This is a genomic window from Dermatophilus congolensis (assembly GCF_900447215.1).
In the GTDB taxonomy this organism is placed as follows: domain Bacteria; phylum Actinomycetota; class Actinomycetes; order Actinomycetales; family Dermatophilaceae; genus Dermatophilus; species Dermatophilus congolensis_A.
This window is the reverse complement of sequence record NZ_UFYA01000001.1, coordinates 1,790,161-1,811,509: the sequence shown is the minus strand read 5'-3', so window position 1 is coordinate 1,811,509 and position 21,349 is coordinate 1,790,161. Positions and strand designations below refer to the sequence as shown.

At 57.9% G+C, this 21,349-nt stretch carries 16 protein-coding genes; 13 read left to right on the top strand and 3 right to left on the bottom strand.

The features are described from left to right. The first annotated feature begins 7 nt into the window (after positions 1-7). The 3 genes from DXZ77_RS08000 to DXZ77_RS07990 all read left to right on the top strand — a co-directional run bounded on the left by DXZ77_RS08000 (position 8) and on the right by DXZ77_RS07990 (position 3,724). Positions 8-1,753 (top strand): glycoside hydrolase family 71/99 protein, encoded by a 1,746-nt coding sequence (locus tag DXZ77_RS08000; protein WP_115031235.1) that lies wholly within the window; start codon positions 8-10, stop codon positions 1,751-1,753. 72 nt (positions 1,754-1,825) lie between these two features. After that, a complete protein-coding gene (locus DXZ77_RS07995) occupies positions 1,826-2,506 on the top strand; it encodes a Wzz/FepE/Etk N-terminal domain-containing protein (protein ID WP_181816074.1) in 681 nt (226 codons plus the stop codon). 123 nt (positions 2,507-2,629) lie between these two features. Beyond that, a complete protein-coding gene (locus DXZ77_RS07990; RefSeq protein ID WP_115031231.1) occupies positions 2,630-3,724 on the top strand; it encodes a flagellin N-terminal helical domain-containing protein in 1,095 nt (364 codons plus the stop codon). Here DXZ77_RS07990 and DXZ77_RS07985 read toward each other — a convergent pair. Then, positions 3,711-4,631, bottom strand: a complete 921-nt coding sequence (locus DXZ77_RS07985) for an NADP-dependent oxidoreductase (protein ID WP_115032763.1) — start codon at positions 4,629-4,631, stop codon at positions 3,711-3,713. The two genes, DXZ77_RS07990 and DXZ77_RS07985, sit on opposite strands and share 14 nt — an antisense overlap. Positions 4,632-4,795: 164 nt before the next feature. Here DXZ77_RS07985 and DXZ77_RS07980 point away from each other — a divergent pair, with 164 nt between their 5' ends. The 3 genes from DXZ77_RS07980 to DXZ77_RS07970 all read left to right on the top strand — a co-directional run bounded on the left by DXZ77_RS07980 (position 4,796) and on the right by DXZ77_RS07970 (position 10,552). After that, positions 4,796-7,372 (top strand): glycogen/starch/alpha-glucan phosphorylase, encoded by a 2,577-nt coding sequence (locus DXZ77_RS07980; protein ID WP_115031229.1) that lies wholly within the window; start codon positions 4,796-4,798, stop codon positions 7,370-7,372. Positions 7,373-7,461: 89 nt separating this feature from the next. Continuing rightward, positions 7,462-9,360: a chorismate-binding protein gene (locus DXZ77_RS07975; protein ID WP_115031227.1), complete on the top strand. Its 1,899-nt coding sequence runs from the start codon at positions 7,462-7,464 to the stop codon at positions 9,358-9,360. 391 nt (positions 9,361-9,751) lie between these two features. After that, on the top strand, positions 9,752-10,552 hold the full coding sequence (locus DXZ77_RS07970; protein WP_115031225.1) for a S1 family serine peptidase: 801 nt from the start codon (positions 9,752-9,754) through the stop codon (positions 10,550-10,552). Between the two features lie 121 nt (positions 10,553-10,673). On the opposite strand, the gene DXZ77_RS07965 is transcribed toward DXZ77_RS07970, so the two are convergent. Together DXZ77_RS07965 and DXZ77_RS07960 are read right to left on the bottom strand one after the other, a co-directional pair. Next, a complete protein-coding gene (locus tag DXZ77_RS07965) occupies positions 10,674-11,471 on the bottom strand; it encodes an FkbM family methyltransferase (protein ID WP_115031223.1) in 798 nt (265 codons plus the stop codon). Positions 11,472-11,521: 50 nt separating this feature from the next. Further along, positions 11,522-12,199 carry a glycosyltransferase family 32 protein gene (locus DXZ77_RS07960; protein ID WP_115031221.1) on the bottom strand — a complete coding sequence of 226 codons (678 nt, stop codon included), beginning with the start codon at positions 12,197-12,199 and terminating at the stop codon, positions 11,522-11,524. Between the two features lie 144 nt (positions 12,200-12,343). Between DXZ77_RS07960 and DXZ77_RS07955 the strand changes: the two genes are divergently transcribed. The 7 genes from DXZ77_RS07955 (at position 12,344) to flgK (ending at position 21,343) form a co-directional block, all read left to right on the top strand. Then, complete coding sequence (locus DXZ77_RS07955) at positions 12,344-12,853, top strand: histidine kinase (protein ID WP_115031219.1); 510 nt, start codon at positions 12,344-12,346, stop codon at positions 12,851-12,853. Beyond that, positions 12,850-16,275: a glycosyltransferase gene (locus DXZ77_RS07950; protein WP_115031217.1), complete on the top strand. Its 3,426-nt coding sequence runs from the start codon at positions 12,850-12,852 to the stop codon at positions 16,273-16,275. The genes DXZ77_RS07955 and DXZ77_RS07950 overlap by 4 nt, the downstream gene beginning before the upstream one ends. A 202-nt stretch (positions 16,276-16,477) precedes the next feature. Further along, positions 16,478-17,296 carry a flagellin N-terminal helical domain-containing protein gene (locus DXZ77_RS07945; RefSeq protein ID WP_115031215.1) on the top strand — a complete coding sequence of 273 codons (819 nt, stop codon included), beginning with the start codon at positions 16,478-16,480 and terminating at the stop codon, positions 17,294-17,296. 132 nt (positions 17,297-17,428) lie between these two features. Continuing rightward, entirely contained in the window at positions 17,429-18,784 is a 1,356-nt protein-coding gene (fliD, locus tag DXZ77_RS07940) for a flagellar filament capping protein FliD (protein ID WP_181816073.1), read from the top strand. Between the two features lie 180 nt (positions 18,785-18,964). After that, a complete protein-coding gene (gene fliS, locus DXZ77_RS07935) occupies positions 18,965-19,354 on the top strand; it encodes a flagellar export chaperone FliS (protein WP_115031212.1) in 390 nt (129 codons plus the stop codon). Positions 19,355-19,357: 3 nt separating this feature from the next. Then, positions 19,358-19,672: a hypothetical protein gene (locus tag DXZ77_RS07930; RefSeq protein WP_115031210.1), complete on the top strand. Its 315-nt coding sequence runs from the start codon at positions 19,358-19,360 to the stop codon at positions 19,670-19,672. Positions 19,673-19,858: 186 nt separating this feature from the next. Next, complete coding sequence (flgK, locus tag DXZ77_RS07925; RefSeq protein WP_258553211.1) at positions 19,859-21,343, top strand: flagellar hook-associated protein FlgK; 1,485 nt, start codon at positions 19,859-19,861, stop codon at positions 21,341-21,343. Positions 21,344-21,349 lie beyond the last annotated feature (6 nt).

Here is a 21,349-nt window from a genome sequence, read left to right as displayed (position 1 = left end):
TCGACGTATGACACGACACACCACGATCATCACAGCCGCGATCCTCCTAACCGCAGGTGCCGGAATCGCTACCAGTAAAACCCCCATCGCAGCAGAAACCCGACGCAGCATCCTTGCCCACTCACCCGACAGCACTCTGGCCACCCTGGTCGCTGCAACATCCACCCAGCTGCCCGGCAAACAAGTGTGGGCACACATGGTTCCTCACGGACTCGCCGACTACCACGAAAAGCCAGGTAAAACTGACTACGGATCGACCTACCCCCTGGACCTCATCCCCGGCGGCCCTAGCTCACCTCCTCGCCCCACCTCAGGTTTACCCCGCGCCCAAGCAGCCGGACTCACCGGAATGCAAATACTCACATTCGAAGGAATTAACCGCGGCAGCGACTTCACAAAAGAATGGATGAAACAAGCCGACCCAACATGGAATGACTCCCACCCAGATAACGACTTCTCTATCGCTCCATGTTTTATGGCATCCAGCTCCGACGGGCTCATCCGTATGATCCGCGAATACCTTGAAATAGCAAAAGAACATGCATCAGCGGCAAAAATAGGCGACAAATTCGTTATCTACATTTACGGTCCCCGAAATATGCCGCCACAACAATGGGAAAAAGTCCGCGACACCATTGACCAGCAGCAGCTGCCCGTCTACCTCATCGGCGACCTCCAGACCGACTCCTCCCAAACCGGGCACACCTTCGATGCCAGCCGTATCGACACCTATGCCCACGCCTTTGACGCTGCCTGGAACTTTGAAGACAGCTCCCAGTACATCTGGAACGACATTCTGCGTTACACCGTCTCCCGCAGCCTGCCCTACGCCGGAGGAATCATGCCCGGCTACAACCGCGAAACACCCGGCGGGGGCTTCGTCGACGCCCAAGGCACCACCATGATGCGCAATCAGTGGGAAGCTGCCCTTACCTCCGGTGCCCCCTGGCAAAACATCATCACCTGGAATGACCTCGTCGAACACACCGACATCAAACCCAGCAGCGACTGGAACATCACCCGCTCAGACATCAACGCCTTCTATGCCGCCAAACTCCGCGGCCTCCCCCCACCCGCACCCCGCGCCGAGCTCTACATCACCACCCCCAACCACACCCGAGCAGGCCAAACGGTGCACGCAGAAGCGCTCATCCTCAACGGCGGAAAAACCGACGTCATCGTCAATGTGCAACTCCATGACGGCAGCGGAGCCCCCGTCGGAGAGCCCATCCGTATGACTGCCCCTGCAGGTAAAGCCACCGCAGCCACCACCAATACCCCCCTTCCTGCAGATCAGCCACCATCACGGCGTTTTCTACGCGCCCACGCTTGGAGCCTCACCACTGGCGGGACACCCCTACAACACGTTGTCTCCGCACCCGTTGTCGTCTACGGCGCCAACGAAAAACTGCGCACCACCAACCAACGCACCCACTACTACTCCATCCCCGCAGCTCGCGCCCTGCCAACCAACCCAACCTTGAGCCTCACCGGCGACGCCACGCAAGGAAACGCCACACTTACTGCCGCGCACCCCATGCGATTCGTCGAAATCCTCCAAAACACACGCTCAGCCAAACTCAGCTTCGATACCGCAACAGCTACCAGTGCCCTTTCGGCCCTATCGCGCACCATTGTCGGAAATCAGAAAATAACCACCGATTCCGCCGGTTTTTATGTTGGTCGCATCATTGATTCCAATGAAAGAGTCGCTTATTCAGACCCCGTATACATCAGCGACCCACGCAGTTGAGACACTTCCCCTAATCCACCAATGATGAATAGTAAGAAAAATAAAACTTCTCGGGGGATAAAAGTGACATTTATGGACATGCTGCGGCTTATCCGCAAAAACCTCATCATGATTGGCGCTCTCGCTGTCCTCGGAGGAGTCATCGGCGGATCCTGGGCCGCTTTGACCCCAACGACATACACCTCTACAGCCACTCTGGCCGTCGTTCCCGCCCAAGGCACTGGCAACGCTAACCAAGACCCCATGACAGGCGCGATCGCAAGCATGATGCAAACCTTCGCCACCTCTACCACCACTGGTGAAGTGCTCAGCCCCGTCAAACAAAGCGTTACCCCCGAAGAATCACTCGACACTCTGCGCAAACGCATCAAAGTCAATGTGCCCACCGCCTCCACCCTGCTAGAAATCACCGCAACCGGAACCTCCTCTAACGAAGCCGTATCCCTAGCTGACGCCACCGCCGACTCCCTTTCCAAAGTCGTCGGGCAACTCGCCCCCAAAAACCCCACCAACGGACAACCCACCATGACAACCGTCCGTATGACCCGTGGAGCTGACTCCGTCACCACCAAGGGAGCGTCCACCGGCATTTACGCACTCGGCGCACTCATCACCGGATTCGTCATTGCACTGCTGCTCGCACGAGCCCGCGCAAACACCCCAAACACTAATGCCGCCGCAATCACCCCCAGCGCTGCCCCCGCCGAGCAGCCAGCCACAACATCCCTACAGGTCACTGAACAAGTGTCCTGAACAGGTAACAAAACCTCTTCACTGCCTGCCACTACTTGCCGATAAGGCAAACGACCCCATGTGTGCCTCGGCCGCTGGCCGGTCAACAACCACGGAAGGTGAAACAGCACAAGGAGGTCCACCATGCGTATCCCCGCAGACATGAATACGCTGGCCAGCGTCATACACCGAAACTGGGAACACCACGCTGACATCGCAACAAAAGCGGCCGCATCCCTGACCAATGGCACACACCAACTCGCCGTTGACGACAGTGCAGGACTCACAATCGCCGAGCGTCAAGGCGCCCTGGCTCGCAGCATGTCCGCAGCAGGAGGTAACGCACAAGACGCCATCGCCCTGGCCCGGGTAGGACAAGGAGCGATGACCTCGATGACGGCCATGCTGCAGCGCATGCGCACCATGGCCGTCCAAGCTGCCACCGGAACATATAGCGACGGTCAACGTGCCGCGCTCCACAGCGTCGTTGTGCTCAACCTTGGCGAGATGTCAGCGATGATCGAACGCACGCGGGTCGATGGCCAATCCGTTCTAGGAAACGGCACCATCACCATTCAAACCGGCGCCTACGCAGGCCAGAGTGTCACCTTCGACAAAGCCAAAGTTGACCCTGCCTCGCTGGGCTTAGGAGAACAAAACAACCCAGGCATTGACCTGCGCACAGCTGACGGCGCTAAGTCTGCTCTCGAAATACTCAATGAAGCCCTCGACAAACTGTTCGCCGAACAGGCCGCTGTGGCAGCCATGGAAACCCGCATGGCACACGCCGCGCGGGCACTAGCAGTAGCCGAGCTTCAGCAAAATGAAGCGCTCTCACGCCGAGAAGACACCGACATCGCAGCAGACAGTGTCCGGCTAGCGCATTCCGAACTCCTCGTGAACACCAGTGCCGCTCTCATGGCACAAGTGCTCACTGTTCAACGATCTGTGCTCGACATGCTCTTGCCACCAACGCCGCCGCAAAATCACGACACCACAACTGAGAGTTCCCCCTCACCTGGATCAGTTGTGCAGGTCGCTGCCACGAACTCGACATCTGTGCTCGCTGCACCTGCAACAGCAACTGCGGTAACACACCCGATGCAGCAAGAAACCGCCCCCACAGTCATTGAACCCAAGGACACAACGACACCAGAGCCAGTTCACCGTTCACCAACAGCCGCGGCAGCGACCTGGTCACACAAGCCGACAGAAAAACTCCCAGTCACTCCACAGTAAGAACGATCTTGCCCGCAGCATGCCCCTCCATCGATGCACGCACCGCATCGCCAGCCTGCTCCAGAGGGTAAGAAGCAGCAACATCGACCCGGACTGTGCCCTCATCGACCAGCTGCCCCAACGCGGTCAAGTCTGTGCTGCTTGGCCGAACCCACATGTACTGCCCGCCATACCCGATAACGGTGGGGTCAATGATCGAAACATGGCGTCCACCCGGAGCAAGCACTGCCGTAGTCACATCGACCACGCCACCGATGTAGTCCAGAACAACATCTACCCCCTCGGGTGCCATGTGACGCACCCGTTCAGTAAGCCCTTCGCCATACGCGACAGGCTCCGCGCCAAGCTCACGCAGACGGTCATGGTTAGCAGGCGAACCAGTGCCGATAACACGAGCCCCCAGCCCGGCTGCGATCTGGGTAGCGAAAGACCCCACACCTCCACCTGCAGCGTGGATGAGCACGCTCTGGCCCGCCTCGACAGCAAGACGGTGAATTGTTTGGTAAGCAGTCAAACCTGCCAGAGGAAGCGCGGCTGCTTGCTCCCAAGTGAGTGAACGAGGTTTACGAGCTGCGGTACGCACTGGCACGCTGAGCTGTTCAGCCCACGTTCCGTGCTGGACCCAGTCTTTGCGGGCATATGCGATGAGTTCGTCACCGACTTGCCATTCAGGGCAGTCGAATCCCACTTTTTCGACAACACCAGCCACATCCCATCCCGGAATAGCAGGGAAAGTGACATCCATGACGGGATCCAGATGCCCCTGCATTATTTTCCAATCCACTGGGTTGACGGCAGCGGCTTTGACACGGATGAGCAGTTCTCCGGGGCCGACTTTCGGCTCTGGTAGGTCAGTGTGGGTGAGAACTTCCGGTCCGCCATAGCTGGAGTATGCGATTGCCTTCATAGCTTCTTCAGCGTTGCAGGCCTGCGGGACATTCCCTACCACGAGCATGTATTTACAGCTTTGTGATGGATTTTGTGCGGTCTCACAGTAGAAGCGAAGAATCCGCGAATACCGTTGAGGGACATAGCTGAAAATCCCTGACCTTTCAGACCCGTGGAGGCACCATGACCGCTGCTCGCGAACCCGTACCCAGTGGGCCAAGCCTGGAGGACCTCGCCGATGAAACACCAGAACTGGCTCTATACGGAAAAGGGCCACAATTCACGCCAACGAGCGACCTCGCAGGGAAAGCGGCAGTAGCACCACCACGAACAGTGGAAGGCTTCGCCCAAGAATTCCTCGAAGAACTGAACTTTGGCCAGGGGGTTTCCCTAGAACGAGCCACAGTAAACGATCAATACCTAGCTCTAGCGCGCACAGTGCGGCAATTCATGCAAGCAGACTGGCTGAAAACTGCCCGCCGCCGCCGCGAAGCCACCGAAACCGGCACAGCCACAAAACTCATTGGCTACCTGTCCGCCGAATACCTCCTCGGCCGACAACTTGGCAACGCACTCTTGCAAACAGGGCTAGAAGAAATCGCTAGCCAAGCATTGAGCTCACTCGGTATCGACCTCGAACTCTTACGGGCACAAGAAATCGAACCAGGCCTAGGCAACGGTGGACTCGGGCGCCTAGCCGCATGTTTCGTAGACTCTCTGGCAACTTTGGACACCCCCAGCATCGGCTACGGCATCCGCTACGAGTATGGCATCTTCCGACAAACCTTTGACCACACCGGACAACAAGTAGAAATACCCGACCGGTGGCTCAAACTCGGCGATCCATGGGAATTCCCCCAACCCGACCGCGCGGTCATCGTGAACTTCGGTGGACACACCGAGCAATACACCGACAACGACGGCACCCAGCACGTGCGCTGGAACCCAGGCTGGAACGTCGAAGCAATTCCCTACAACATCATGGTTCCCGGATACCGCAACGGCGTTGTCAACACACTACGGCTATGGCGCGCCCGCGCAACAGAAGCATTCGACCTCAACCTCTTCAACAAAGGCGACTACGCAGAAGCAGTACGGGCAAAAACATTCGCAGAAAACATCACAAAAGTTCTCTACCCAGAAGACTCCACTCCACAAGGCAAAGAACTCCGACTCCAACAGCAATACTTCTTCGTCGCAGCATCGCTGAAAGATTTCATTGAACAGACGATGCCAGAAAATCTCGACCTTCATAACCTGCCAGAACGAGTAATCTTCCAGCTCAACGACACTCACCCCGTCATCGCCATCCCCGAGATGATGCGCATCCTTGTCGACGAAAAACAATTCACCTGGGATGAAGCATGGGACATCACAAAGCAATGTTTCGCCTACACCTGCCACACCTTGCTACCCGAAGCACTAGAAGTATGGCCCGTAGAACTCCTCGGCCGGCTCTTACCGCGACACCTCGAAATCATCTACCGCATCAACGAAGACTTCCTCAACGAAGTACGCCGCCAATGGCCCGGTGACGAAGCCCGCGTACGACGCATGTCCATCATCCAAGAAACCCCGGTACGCGCCGTACGCATGGCATACCTAGCCACTATCGCAGGCACCAAAGTCAACGGAGTCGCCGAACTACACAGCCAACTCCTGCGCGACAAAGTCCTTCCCGACTTCTGCGAATACTGGCCTCATAAATTCACCAACGTCACCAACGGCATCACACCCCGCCGCTTCCTATGCCTGGCCAACCCACCCCTGAGCAGCCTCATCACCGACACCATCGGCGACGGCTGGGTCACCAACCTCGAACGCCTCACCGAACTCGAAAAATACGCCGACGACCCCGAATTCCAAGCCCGATTCCGCGAAGTAAAAAACACCAACAAACGCAGCATGCGGGCACTGCTCAAAAACCGTGACGGCATCGACCTACCCGAAGGCCACCTCGTAGACGTCATGGTCAAACGCCTCCACGAATACAAACGCCAATCACTCAAACTGCTTCACATCGTCGCCCTCTATAACAGCATCATCTCCGGTGCGAGCGACCCGCGCACCATCACCCCACGCACCGTCATCTTCGGCGCCAAAGCTGCCCCGGGCTACTTCATGGCCAAACAAACCATCGCTCTCATCAACGCCATCGCCGCCACCATCAACACAGATGAACGCGTTGCCGGGCGCCTGGCTGTTGCCTTCCCACCTAACTACAACGTCACTCTCGCCCAACGCGTCATCCCCGCAGCGGACCTCTCCGAACAAATCTCCCTCGCCGGAAAAGAAGCATCTGGCACCGGCAACATGAAACTCGCCCTCAACGGCGCCCTGACCATTGGCACCGACGACGGCGCCAACATCGAAATCCGAGAAAAAGTCGGCGACGACAACTTCTTCCTCTTCGGCATGACCGAACCCGAAGTAGTCGAACTCGACAACACCGGATACCAACCCGCTTCGTTCTATGAATCCAGCCCCACCCTCAAAGCCGCAATCGACCTCATCTCCTCTGGACACTTCACCAACGGCGACCGTCACGCCACGGACGCCTTCGTTGGCGACCTCCTCGGATCAGACCGATTCATGGCGCTCGCTGATTTCGATTCCTACATGCAAGCGCAGGCACGAGTAGAAGCGTTCTACGCCGATGAAGCAGCGTGGACTCGGTCCGCGATTCTTAATGTGGCCCGCTCTGGGTTTTTCTCTTCGGACCGGTCAATGCGTGATTACCTGGACCGCATCTGGAAGTAGCCAGTCGGCAGCTTCAGGTGGGTGTTGGACACGCCCACCTGAAGCTGTCTGGGTGCGTGGGTGGTGTTTGCAGTGTCAGAGTGTGGTCCGTGAAATTCCGGGGATGGGCCAGATTCGATGACCTTCTCGACGGCACCGCCGTCGTCATTCAGGCCAGCCGAGGCCAGATAGCAGCACACAACCTACAAGGGGTTCTGCCTGCACTGGCCGAGGTTGAACGGCGAACCGCAGCGGGGCAGTGGGCCTTCGGGTACGTCGCCTACGAAGCAGCCCCAGCTTTCGACCCGACTCTGACCACACACGCCCCCATGCCGGGATTACCGCTGCTGTGGTTTGGGTTCGCAGATCACGTCGCGCTCGCTCCTGCAGTAGGGAACACACAACAGCGCTCCACCCGCAAAAACACCCCGCAACGCACAGCGACCCGCATGGACGTAGGGCAGTGGCACCTGGACTGGGACGAAGACAGCTACAGCAACGCCATCGAAGCCGTCCGAGAACGAATAGCAGCAGGCGACACCTACCAAGTGAACCTGACGTGTCGTGGCTATGCGCCAGTGCAGGCGCGCAAGAAAAAAACGAGGGCCGCCGCGGACATGCTGCACACGTACGCGCAGCTAGCAGGACAGCAGCGCGGCCGATACAACGCCTACATCGAAACAGGGCAGCACACAGTGATCGGTGCCAGCCCGGAGCTGTTTTTCGAGTGGTCTGCTGCCGAGACAAAAGACCCTGGAGCAGGGACTGTCACCATGCGCCCGATGAAAGGCACAGCTGCGCGCGGGGCAGATGAACACGGCGATGAGCGTGCAGTAGCTGGCCTGTTAGCAAGTGAAAAAGAACGCGCAGAGAACCTCATGATTGTGGACCTGGTGCGCAACGACCTGCAGCGGGTAGCCACCGTTGGGGGAGTGCAGGTACAGGAGCTGCTCACTGCTGAGAAGTACCCCACTGTGCACCAGCTGACCTCGACAGTGACCGCTCAACTGCGCCAGGGAATAGGACTCACCGACCTGTTCAGTGTGTTGTTTCCGTGCGGATCAGTGACGGGGGCCCCAAAAGCGAGCACGATGTCGATCATCGAAGAGCTCGAAACGAGCCCGCGGGGGGTGTATTGCGGGGCTGTTGGTATGGTGACGCCGCCAGAGCAGCGGATACTTCCCTATCGGGCGCGTTTTAACGTGCCAATCCGTACAGCAGTTGTTGATGCCGATGCCGGGCAGGCCGTGTATGGGGTAGGTAGCGGGGTGACGTTTGATTCACGCGCAGAGTCGGAGTGGCGTGAGCTTGCGGCAAAAACACGGGTGCTTGAACGGGGGCCAGGGCGGTTCCACCTCATCGAAACGATGCGTGCGCTGGGAAATGAAGTGACGCACTTCGAGGAACATATGCAGCGGTTGACCTCCTCGGCGAGATTCTGCGGGTTCCGGTGGGATGAGCAGGCGGTGCGCGCGGCGGTGCGCACCGAAGTAGCGCGGTTTGCTCGCTGCAATGCCGGAGGCGCAGCCAAGGTGCGGTTGACGTTGCGCCGTGATGGCCACATCAAAGTAGTTGCGCAGCAAGCGCCACCGTTTTCGCCGTTGCCGCTGCAGGCACCGGGGGAGTGCCCACCGGGGGAGAGACAGGTGGGGTTAGTGATAGACCCCGAGCCTGTGTACTCGGGAGATTGGCGGTTGCGGCACAAAACCAGCTTGCGTGATGTGTACACGGTTCGGCGGGAGCGGCACCCGGAGGCCGATGAGGTGCTACTGGTCAATGAGAAGGGGCACGTGACTGAGGGAACAGTCACCAATGTGGCTGCCTTGATAGGGCAGCAGTGGGTTACGCCCCCGTGCGAAGACGGGTTATTGCCTGGCATAGCGAGGCGCGTGTTGTGTGAGGCGGGAGTGCTTCAGCAAGGGCATTTGCGGCCAGATGATGTGCGCCAGGCCACTGCTGTGGCTGTTTTTAACGATCTTCGAGGGTGGCGCTGGGGTCGCGTTCTGTGATCCACACCCCGGAATCATGAATAACGTTGAGTCCCAGCAAAATTCACATGTTCTCTTCAGGTTTTTTGGGCTGAATCACCAGGTTCGGCAAATAGGTTCCCTCCAACCGCGATGAAGGTTGACGCCTGCATCTTTCGGTGAAGAGGTTTTTCTCCAGTTTTTAGTTAGAGAAAAACCTCACTGGGGGCTACTGGATAGACGGTATGAAATAGGGGGAATCGACAGCCACGGCACCACGCCTGCACCCATTGGGAACACCATCCTCAGTGCTGCCTTGGCGGTGCCAATACTTGCTGCGCGCACATACCTTTTCAACTAACCGTCACAACGGTTGACCTCCGATATTTATCAAAAAATTTTTATGAAAAATTATTTCGGAGGAAGTTCTTCTATGAAAAAGAAGCTTGCTGTATTGCTTGTGGCCGCCGCTGCTGCCGGAGGCCTGGGCAGCACCGGCACCGCACACGCCGCAGGGCAGTGGAAAGACGCCGACGCCGTCGCATCGCTGCACTTTGAAGGCAACAAAACCTGTAGCGGCGCAATCGTGAAACTGCCAGGTGCAAAAGACTCTGACAAAGCCCTCCTGCTCAGCGCCGGCCACTGCATCCCCGGACCCCACCTAAAAGACGGCGAATCTGTCGCCAACAAGAAAATTGCAGGCACAGGCAACCAGGTACAGATCCACAAAGGCTCGGACAAAGACAACCACCTCAACCCACTCCAAACCCGCGTCACTGACGTTGTTTACGCCACGATGACGGGCACCGATGTCTCGTTGATGAAGATTGACAAGACCTACAGTGCACTGCAGGGCGCAGGCATCAAGGCACGCGAGATCCCCGGCGATGACCTGAAGAAGGGCGACGCAGTATCGGTCCCCGCACCAGCGATCGGCCTGTCGCTACACGGCTGCAAGGTTGAAAACACTGGACTCACCAAGAAGGTGAAGTCCTGGACCTGGAACAACTTCGTTGAGGTATCCGGCGACCAGTGCGGCCAGCTACGCGAAGGTGCCAGCGGATCCCCGATCATCAGCGACAGCGACGGCCGCATCCGCGGCATCGTCTCCATGGTCGGCGACGGCCCCGACAAGCGAGTCCACGGATTCGGCGCCCAATCCTCCATCCTCCTCGGATGCGTTAAGGACGGCTCCTACTCCGCAAGTACCTGCAAGCTCCCTGCAGGAAAGTAAAAAATTTATCCTTGGCTGCGATGAGGGTTCCTCTAGCTGTTTAAGGATTAGCGCCAAAAGGCGGTGCTCATCGAGATTTTTGATGAGCGCCGCCTTTTGATTGGTAAATGTGGGCCGCGCTCTATCGAGCAGATTGCAAGGCCTGGACTATGCGTGAGGTTAGTCGCTCTACTCGTCTTTCTCGCATACTGGAAGTGAGAGAGTTTAAGTCAGATATTCCTATCTCAATTGGCGATTCGCTATGTGCAAATAGTGCAGTATCGCTGATTCCTAGAAAGTCCACAAGGGAGTACTCACTCTTCGATAAAGTGGAAAAAGCTCCCCGTTTATCTCGGGGGCTATGTGTCTCAATGAAAATCAAAGGGTGATCTCTGTTGATTATAGTTGAAGCACCCGAGAGTACCCGTGATTCATTTCCTTCAACATCAATTTTCATTGCCGCGACCCGCTCATTTTCGATGATGTTATCAAGTTTATCCGCTCGAACCTGGCTTTCAGCTTGAGGTCCACTGGAGCTTGCGGTTACCGTGCCCATGTTTCCGGCAGTCGCAATATGCAAAGAGACGGTTTCCTTTCTGTCCCAGGCGCACATATTTTTTGCGGTTACGCGATCCTCAAGTCCGTTGAGTTTAATATTCTCCTCTAGTAAGAAAAAGTTGATTGGGTGAGGCTCAAGGGAAAAAATTTTGTTCGTTGTGGAGAGGCCCAGGTAAATGCTGTGGTTTCCTAGATTTGCACCGACGTCAACAAAGCAAAAATCCTCACTAAAAGGAATGCAGGCCCATATGTCAAGTAGGTCGACCTCATAAAAATTGCCTGTTGAGTGAAGAATTCCACCTATGTGATCATTCTCTAAATGGATAAGCTCACCTTTGGTGAAGCTATTTGAAACAGTGGAGCTGTTCAGGTTATGCGACATGATGAAATTTTCCTATTAGAGTATTTGGGCTTGTAGGAAAATCGTGGGTTTCATTCAGTTTTCCCGAAAGCGTCGGAGAGATTCTCTTCTTCTGTATTTGTGAGATCTATGGCTGCATCCCAGGAGTCTTGGGTGGAGGCAAACATTTGATGGCCAAAAACGGGACCTGTGCCTGTGTAAACCCACCCTGAATGATGTCGTGGCGTGAATAGATGTGAAGGCCAGATAGTTAATGGATGCTGTGTCTCTTGCCAGGTTCGTGTCACCAGCATTGGCCCCGTGCTCTGCCAGGCGCGCCTGTCAACCACAGTTGGTTCATTGGCCAGATTTGCAATAATTTGGCCGATAAATTCAGAGCCAGGGGTAGCTCCCATAAATGCGTTTGTCACCATTCCTGGAATAGTTAGCTCATTTGACCAAGAAGCAAAATCAGAAGCTTCAAGCAGCCAGTCTTCAAGAGGTCTGAGGCAAGCGGAGTCGGCATCAATAGCGATTCCGCCATGCTCGTAGAGAATTTCATACCGCATAAGATCAGCCACCCCGCAAAGTTCTTGAAGCCACATGTCCTTCATGTGTCGGGCGCTGATCCATTTAGATTCGGCAAGGTCTTTATTCCCCCAAACTCGAACCTCAAAATCTGGGTTCAAACGCTGCCAAGTGTCAATAAGTGCCTGCGGACGACGATTTTCATCCCCCACCCACACCACATGGATCTTCTTAGGCAGCATGGGCGATCTCCTTCAATCGAAATCTCACAACGGTGAACAATCACCCTCTAATCGGTCGATGAGGGCTGCACTCAAGAAGATTGGCTCAGTCGCTGCGTTCGCTTGCCGATGAGCGAGTGAGTCCCAACGATCTGAGGAGAGCTCGTGTCTGACGAAAAATCCCTATCCGCCATTGCGGCACGTCTTCAAGAACTCAAAGCACAAGCCGAAACGGTAGAAACCGACTCCCCAGCCACCGGCGTGCGCTTCATCGTTGCGACAGACTGGTCTGACGCCGCCGCAGCCCTGGCCACACTGCGGGCCTACTCAGCTGCTTTCACCCCCGATGCGCCAGTAGAACTATGCTTCGCCGTTCCCCACGAGCCCGGCGAGGTAGACGAAGAATGCGCAGCCATCCTCATCGAAGGGCTCAACGGCGCAGCACTAGCTAGCGTCAGCGTGGCTTCCTTCGACGAAGTAAGCAACACCCCCTACGACTGCGCAATTATCCCCACCAGCAATCCTTCACTCCTGGTCACGGAGGTCGGAGCACTCATCACCCGTATGTTTGACATCGCGCGCAGCATGCCCGAAGACGGCTCCAGCCTGCCCAAAGGCGCCAATCAAGGGGATCGCGCCGCGCTACACAAGCGCCTAGGAGAGTTTTCCGCATGATCCCCCAAGGCGACCTCCTGCTAGACATCATCACCGTGTTGCAGCCAGGAGACACCGTCAACGATGTCGCAGCACTCATTGATCACACACAACAATGGGCAGGTAAAAAACTCAACACCGTGTGCGTCTACGACGCCAGCGGGAACTGGGATAACATCACCGCCCACTCATGGGGCGAACAAGTTCAGCTGGTCCGAGGATTTTGGGACAATGATCTAGGCCGAGCACGCCTCGACGCCCTCAACACCGCAACCGCTGAATGGGCAATCATTCTCACCGTCTACGACCGTCTTAGTGGTGACGCCAAAAAACTCGCCACCCTCCTCAACGATCCGCACCATCACAACGACGATTACGGCATCGTTGAGGTCACTACCCCCGCACAAACCTTTCACTACGGGCGTGTAGTACGCCCCCGAAAAGCAGCCACGGACACCACCGTGTGGGAAACCCTCGACACCGCGTTTCTGCCTGAGCAATACGCAACCCACATCCCCGCAGACACGCTACGCATTACTCAACACCCCGAACACAGCCGAATCAGCAGCCAGCAGCATCCCCGACGTCTCACCCGCCTTCTCCGCGAGGCAGAAAAAGAAAAAACCGCTGATAACCGCCAGTGCGACTATGAAATAGCCACCGAATACCAACACCTCGGCGAAATCGACACCGCCTGCCAGGCCTACGCGAAACTATCTGCTGGAGAAGACGACTGGGCCTGGGCCGCACGCGAAGCCTGGGCAGACCTGCTCACCAGCCAGCAAAATCTCCAAGCCGCCGCGCCACTGCTAGAACAACTTGAAGCTGGACCCAACCCCGATTTTGCGGCCTGGCTGCGCGCCAAATGGTGCGCAGCAGCAGGTAAAACAGCCCAAGCCCTTGAGCTCATGCAAAATCTAGAACCCCCCACGCCTACCCTCGGAACCTCCTTCCCCGAGGACGCTGTTTTGAGAGCTCGCCTGCGCCTCGCGAGCCGCGCCGGCCGCCAACACGATGAACTCACCAGCAGGCTTACCCTACTCGTAGCAGGAATGGAAATCCAAGGCGCAGGAAAAAAACTACTGAACTTGTGGGGAAAACGCCGCCCCGAAGATCTGGCCGAGGTGATCCTCTCCACCCGCACAAACCACCTCGAAGACATCGCTGAAGAATTTGACCACAGCCCCTACCCAGGAAACCTCGTAGCCCGCGTCATACGTCAACATCGGCAACGTTATTCCGTTGCCGCCGTCATCATCGCCCGCGACGAAGCACGCTGCATCCAGCGCTGCATTAACAGCATCAAACCATTCGTCGATGAAGTGCTCGTTGCCGATACCGGCTCCGAAGACAACACCGCCGAACTCGCCCAAGCAGCAGGCGCACGTGTCATCCACGTTCCGTGGACAAACAACTTCGCTGCAGCACGCAACACCGCTTTGGACGCCGCCGCAGCCGACTGGCACGTCATCATCGATGCCGACGAAACCATCGCAGCTGGCGGGCGTGAACTGCGCGACCTTCACGACCTCTCACCCGAATTTGTTCTCACCGTCAACGTCATCAGCTCTTTCCGCCTAGGCGAGGCCACCACCACCGAGAGCGAACCTCAATCCAGGATTCTTCCTGGCAGTGTCCGGTACTGCGGCCTCGTGCATGCCACTCCCGAACATGACTTCCCGCTACGCCAAGTACAAATAACGATCGAGCACGACGGATACGAGCCAGAACAACTCGCCGAAAAACTTCCCCGACGCGAACGGCTCCTGCACGCAGCCGTCAACGCTGAACCCAACAACGCCTACCTGCGCTATCAACTCGGGCGCAACCTAGAAACACAAGGCCGCCTGGCTGAGGCCGCAACGCAGTACGACACAATCGATTTCGCAACCCTCGAGCCAGAACCATGGCAGCACATCCTCATCGTTCAGTACGCCCACACCCTTACCTCCATCGGGCGCAGCGTCGATGCGCTGACCCTGCTGGCGGCGCACACAGACAGGTTCGATCACTCTCCGGACTGCCACTTTGTTGCTGGAAATGTGCTGCTCGACCTCGCTACCCAACAACCTGACCTTGCCGCTGAACTACTCCCACAATCAGTTGCCGAATTTAGGCGCGCCCTCGAACTCGGCGAACCTGATGACTTGCCCGGGCACGTCACCGGACGCGGCAGCCACCTTGCCGCCCGCAACCTCGCAGTTGTTGAGCAAGGATGCCGCGACCTAGGAATCCAACTACCACAGCAAACAACCAGCTCATCTGTAGGTGATGATTCACCATCATCAATCCATGAATCGCGAGGTGACAGCGAGGAATGGGCTGACCTAACACCTCTGCCTGCTGGATCTCTCGACGTGGTGATGATCGTCAAAAACGAAGAAGCACACCTAGCCCAAACCCTGGAATCATGCGAAAGTCTGCGCCCACTGCTTGGCGAAATCTGTGTCTACGACACCGGATCGACGGACAACACCCAACAAATCGCTCGTGATCACGGCGCCCGACTAGAGCAAGGATTCTGGGACGACAACTACTCCCGCGCCCGTAACGCCGCCGCAGCCATGAGCAACTCACCATGGCTACTTGTTGTTGACGCAGACGAACGAGTATTCGCCAACCCCACTGAGCTAGCTCTCGAACTGGCTAAAGGCGAGCAGCGCAACGACGAAACCCTCTATATCGAAGCCGCCCCCACCGATACGGACGGCAAAGTTCGAGCAAGCGGTGAGTACTGGATGTCCCCCCGCCTGTACCGGCCTGACCTGGCCAGTTATGCCCGCCCCGTGCACGCAGAGCTACGCAGCAAAAAAGGAAAAAGATACAGCCGCGAAACGCATGTTCCTCGAACAGCCATCCGGCTGGAAAACGACGGCTTCGGCCAAGACCGCATCAAAGCCAGCATTGCCCGGGCCCTGCACCTCACGGATGTGGCTGCAACCAGCCGCGCGGATGCATCAGACAGCCTGGCAGTTCTCGTCGACAAAGCCCGCGCCCTGTGGTCACACGGAGATGTCGAACACGCTCGAGAAGCGCTGCAACAAGCCACAGCGATGAGCTCAAGCACCACCTACTACCGCTGGGCGTACCAGTGGCTCGCCCGCCTCGAGCTCACCGAAGGCACCCCGGAAGCAGCCGCCGAAGCCATCGATGCCCTCAAAGGCATGGCCCCTACCGACTCCTACACCCGTTGGCTAGAAGCACACCTACTCCTAGCCAACAAACACGCAAGCCAGGCCAGCAAGATACTGCAGCGACTTGACGAAGTAGTTGATGCAGTAGGTCTTTTACTGCCGCCTGAAGATCTCGCCGAAGCACAGCTCGTGGCCGCACGCCAAGCAGACGATGCCCGAGCGGTTGCTCAGGCCCTCGTACGCCTAGGCCAAGTCCGGGGCGATGACGAGCTAGTCCACAAAGCGCGTGCTGCCCTGCAGCTGCCGTGACCGGGTCGCATGTTCGGGACGCGGCATAAAAACTGCCGCGGATTCCTCAGAGCGCCCTCACCGACGTCGATAAGGCAGGTGTCGGGGACAAGACCTCGGCACTGTGCCGGGGCCACACCCCGTCGGGGCTTTCACAGCGGAAGTCCCTCGGGTTCACCACGGATGGCGAACCCGGACCCGATTCCACGAAGGAGCTTTCATCATGGGTCTTCAGATCAACACCAACGTCGCCGCCCTCAACGCATACCGCAACCTGTCCGGTACGCAAGGCTCGCAGCAGACCTCCCTCGAGCGTCTGTCCTCTGGTCTTCGTATCAACCGTGCTGCGGATGACGCTGCAGGTTTGGCGATCTCCGAGAAACTGCGTTCGCAGGTCAACGGCCTCAACCAGGCCCAGGCCAACGCTCAGGATGGTGTCTCCCTCATTCAGACCGCTGAAGGCGCGATGAACGAGACCCACTCCATGCTGCAGCGCATGCGCACGCTTGCCGTTCAGGCTGGCAACGACACCAACACCTCGTCGGACCGCAAGGCTCTCCAGAAGGAGGTCAGCGCTCTCCTCAAAGAGATCGACTCGACCACCACCCGCACGCAGTTCAACGGTATGAACCTGCTCGACGGAACCTTCTCCGGAAAGTCCCTGCAGATCGGTGCCAACAGCGGCCAGACCATGTCCGTCTCCATCAAGAAGATGGACCAGGCAGGTTTGAGCATCAGCGGGCTGGACGTCTCCACCACAACCGGCCTCAAGAGCGCTCTTGGCAAGATCGACAAGGCCATCAGCAAGGTCTCCGACCAGCGTGCTGACCTGGGTGCTCTCCAGAACCGCCTCGACCACACCATCAAGAACCTCGGTGTCTCGAGCGAGAACCTGGCCGCCTCCGAGTCCCGCATCCGCGACACCGACATGGCCAAGGAAATGACGAACTTCACCCGTTCGCAGATCCTGCAGCAGGCCGGTACCGCGATGCTCTCGCAGGCAAACCAGAGCAGCCAGGGCGTCCTGCGTCTCCTGGGCTGATCCGGAGTGATCTGAGAAAACTTCATAACCCTCAAGGGGGCGTAGGCCTTGCGCCTGCGCCCCCTTGGGCATGAAGCCCCCTCTCATATGCTCACCCGGAACACCAATCCACGGAAGGAAAAGGAGAAACCCATGCAAATCTCAGGACTCGGATCAGGCGTCGACACCGCCGCGATGGTTTCCCAGCTGATGAGCGTTGAGCGCCAAGCTGGTAACTACCTCACCAAAGGCAAAATCAACGCCCAGGCACTCGTTAACGCGTACACCAGCCTCAACACCAAAATGAAGGCTATCGGAGATGCCGCCAACCAATTCGTGCCCAAATCGGTAATTGACACCCCGGCGTGGAACAGCGTCACCGCCAAAAGCAGCGACGAAAGCATTGCCAAAGTCACCACTGGAACCGGTGCTCAGGCAGGAACTCTTACTTTCGCAGTCAAGAGCATCGCCCAAGCCAGCACCTCCCTGGCTGACAAGTCATTCAACAGCACGGACACCATCAACGGCGCAAATGGTGGTGCAGCCTTCGACTTCAACATCACTGCTAACGGAAAAACCACTAACGTTTCCGTTGGCCAAGGCGCCAAACTTGCTGACGTTGTCGCCGCGATCAACCAGCAGGCTGGCGCCGACGTTAAAGCCACCATGGTGCAAACCGCTACCGGTAGCTACCAGATGCAGCTCACCTCAGCCACCACTGGCGCGCAGAGCAGTGTCACCGTCACCAACGGCTCCACCCCGCCAGTCGTTGCCGACGTGCTCGGAAACTTCAATGAGGTCACCAAAGGCCAAGACACCGTTCTGCACATTGGTGATGCCACAAGCGGCTACGACGTCACTTCCACCACCAAAGAAGTGAAAAACCTTCTGCCTGGCATCACCATCTCACCTGTCAAAGCCGACCCCAACACTCAAGTCACCGTTGATGTTGGCCAAGACACCGCCGGGATCAGCAAAAAAGTCGAAGACCTTGTCACCGCTGCCAACGATGCCCTCTCAAACATCCGCATCAACAGCAGGTACGTCAAAGACAAGCCATCGGACTCCGGACCCTTCGTCGGGGATTCCCTCACCCGCGATCTGACCAACCGGCTCCAAAGCGCCGCTGTCGGTACCTCCGCAGCAGCCCCCTCGGCTGCTGGAATCTCTATCGACAAGACCGGAGCTATCACCTTCGACAAGAAAAAGTTCGAAGAGCTCTACGCCAAAGATCCAGCAGCAGCCCAAAAAGCAGTTAACGCTTTCGCTAGCTCCCTGTCTGACGTCTCGACCCAAGCCACGGATGCTGACAAAGGCCTGATCACCATGCAGATCAACGGTCAGAACTCAGTGATTAAGGATTACTCCTCCCAAATCACTAAGTTCAACGAACGCATGGAACTGCGCCAACAGTCCCTCGAAGCACAGTTCAAAGCCATGGACTCCCTCCTATCCAAGATGAAAACCCAAGGCAACTGGCTCTCCGGACAGCTCGCCGGGCTGCAGTAAAACCCGTGATGGTGCTGGACCCTGTTCAGGGTCCAGCACCATCACGTATCCCCACTCATCGGTAACACCCCAAATCCCCACATAGGTAAAGAGAACCCCCGCCCAACCGATGAGAAAAAGACCACACCGGCACCCCCCAACCCACCCACCGCCGGATGCGGAACACCGAGAGGACACTTCATGAGCACGCAGGCCCAACTCCGCAGCCGTTACGCCCGCGAGGCAGTAACCACAGCAACACCAGCGCAACTGGTCGTCATGCTGTACGACCGCTTCCTCAAAGACCTCTCCACCGCCGAAACCGCCCTCGGCAGCAACGACATCGCTGCCACCCACAGCAGCCTCATGCACGCCCAAGAAATCGTCCGCGAACTACGCTCCTCCCTCGACACCTCCATCTGGAAAGAAGGCGAATCCCTCGCCCGTCTCTACGACTGGGTCCTCGAAGAACTCATGGCCGCCAACCTCGAAAAGAACGCCACCCACGTCGCCAACGCCCGCGACGTCATGCAGCCCCTGCGCGACACCTGGGCCGAAGTAGCCCGTAGCGGCATCACCGGCGAGAAATAAACCATGCCCGCCTACAACCGCACGGCCTGGGAAGCCGCCCTCACCCGCATGGAAGACGAACTCAACGCCCACGAAGCCGACGTTCGTAACGGCTCCACCGCACCCGTCCCGCCATGGGAACCACCAGAAGATCTCGGCGACTTGCCTCCAGAACTCGCCGACCGCGTCCACCACCTCCTCGAACGGGTCAACCTGCTCTCCACCTTCGTCAAATACCAACTTCAAGCTCTCGACGCCGACCGAGAACACGCCCGCCGCCAAGAACACAAAAACACCCTCAACCACGCCGTCGCTGTATTCCTCGACGCCAGCGTCTAAACCCTCCGCTCACCCACCCAGGTGTGAACACTTCGCACAAACCTTCACACCACCGCCCCAACAGCCGATGTAAAAGACAACCGTTCAGATCACCCTCCCGGCCTGAACAGCACTCAAACCACCCCACGGATCGGCACCACGGACCCCACCACCGCTGGCGCCACCACACTCACGGACGAGGAAATCATGTCAGCCTTCGGAGGACTCTTCATCGGCACCTCAGCGGTGCACGCCGCCCAACGCGGCCTCGATGTCACCGGCCAAAACATCGCCAACTCAGCCACCGAGGGCTACACACGCCAACGCGTCAACCTCGAAGCAGTCGGTGGCCCCGGCGTCCCCGCCTTCTGGTCCCGCTACGACGGCACCGGCGAAGGCGTCAAAGTCACCAGCGTCACCCGCATGAACGACGAGTTCCTCGAGGCGCGGGCGCGCAACTCCAACGCCGCCCTAGGGAAACTCGAAGAACAACAAAAAACCATGGCCGCCCTCGAACGCACCGTCGGGGAACCCAGCGACACCGGCCTGCAGAAAAAACTGCAAGAAATGTGGAACGCCATGGGCGCCGCAGGCAACAGCCCCAGCGTCGCTAATGAGGCCCCCCGCGCCGAAGCACTAGAGCGCGCCAAAGGCGTTGCCGGTCAACTGAACCTCATCAGCAACTCCACCACTACCCAGTGGCACGACACCACCGTTGAGCTGCAAGCCAACGTCACCGACATCAACAAGATGGCCGAAGACGTCAGCAAACTCAACGCCGCAATCCGCAACAACGACATCGCCCGCGTACCCAGCAACGAACTGCTCGACCAACGCGACGTCCTGATCAAAAAACTCTCCACCCTCACCGGCGCCACCGTGCGGCCCGCTGCCATGGACGCAGGAGCAGAGTTCCACAGCCAAGCCGTCGACGTCATGATCGGCGACAAAGCCCTCGTCTACGGCACAGAAGCTGCCCAACTCCAGGTCAATGACCCAAACAATGGCACCTACCCCACCGACGGTTCTGACCCCAAACCTATCGCCGTGCAATGGGCCAAACCCGCAGCCAACGACCCCAACGGCCCATCCGCCGGAGCCGACGTCGGCATCGACACCGGTCGTGTTGCCGGACAACTCACCAACCTCAACACCACCATCCCGAACTACATGAAGCAGTTCGACCAGGTGGCAGCCTCCCTTGCCGCCACCGTCAACACCCAGCAAGCTGCTGGGTACACCGTCAACGGCGCCACCGGCGGCAACCTCTTCGTCAGCGCCACCGGCGGAGCTATCACCGCCGGCAACATCCGCGTGCCCGCCGACGCCGTCCCCAACAGCATCGCCGTCTCCTCCTCCAACCCCAAAGACAGCGACCCCACCAAAGCCGGCCTCGACGGCAACAACGCCCTGGCCATGTCACGCCACATCAACGACAAAAGCGGTGCCGACGCCACCTACAACGCCATGATCGTCCAAATGGGCGTCGAAACCCAGTCCGTCAACCGCAACGTGACCGTCCAACAAAACGTCGTCCGCCAAGCCGAAGACGCCCGCGACAACGTCGCCGGAGTCTCCCTCAACGAAGAAATGACCAACCTCGTCCGCTACCAGCACTCCTTCAGCGCCGCCGCCAAATTCATCGGCGTCATCGACGAGACACTCCAAACCCTCATCCACATGACCAACTAATCAGGC

Coding starts and splice junctions, on each gene's coding strand:
- fliS (WP_115031212.1), top strand. CDS start 18,965: ATGAGCACGCAGGCCCAACTCCGCAGCCGTTACGCCCGCGAGGCAGTA.
- DXZ77_RS07990 (WP_115031231.1), top strand. CDS start 2,630: ATGCGTATCCCCGCAGACATGAATACGCTGGCCAGCGTCATACACCGA.
- DXZ77_RS07965 (WP_115031223.1), bottom strand. CDS start 11,471: ATGTCGCATAACCTGAACAGCTCCACTGTTTCAAATAGCTTCACCAAA.
- fliD (WP_181816073.1), top strand. CDS start 17,429: ATGCAAATCTCAGGACTCGGATCAGGCGTCGACACCGCCGCGATGGTT.
- DXZ77_RS07980 (WP_115031229.1), top strand. CDS start 4,796: ATGACCGCTGCTCGCGAACCCGTACCCAGTGGGCCAAGCCTGGAGGAC.
- DXZ77_RS08000 (WP_115031235.1), top strand. CDS start 8: ATGACACGACACACCACGATCATCACAGCCGCGATCCTCCTAACCGCA.
- DXZ77_RS07970 (WP_115031225.1), top strand. CDS start 9,752: ATGAAAAAGAAGCTTGCTGTATTGCTTGTGGCCGCCGCTGCTGCCGGA.
- DXZ77_RS07985 (WP_115032763.1), bottom strand. CDS start 4,631: ATGAAGGCAATCGCATACTCCAGCTATGGCGGACCGGAAGTTCTCACC.
- DXZ77_RS07945 (WP_115031215.1), top strand. CDS start 16,478: ATGGGTCTTCAGATCAACACCAACGTCGCCGCCCTCAACGCATACCGC.
- DXZ77_RS07995 (WP_181816074.1), top strand. CDS start 1,826: ATGGACATGCTGCGGCTTATCCGCAAAAACCTCATCATGATTGGCGCT.
- DXZ77_RS07930 (WP_115031210.1), top strand. CDS start 19,358: ATGCCCGCCTACAACCGCACGGCCTGGGAAGCCGCCCTCACCCGCATG.
- flgK (WP_258553211.1), top strand. CDS start 19,859: ATGTCAGCCTTCGGAGGACTCTTCATCGGCACCTCAGCGGTGCACGCC.
- DXZ77_RS07950 (WP_115031217.1), top strand. CDS start 12,850: ATGATCCCCCAAGGCGACCTCCTGCTAGACATCATCACCGTGTTGCAG.
- DXZ77_RS07960 (WP_115031221.1), bottom strand. CDS start 12,199: ATGCTGCCTAAGAAGATCCATGTGGTGTGGGTGGGGGATGAAAATCGT.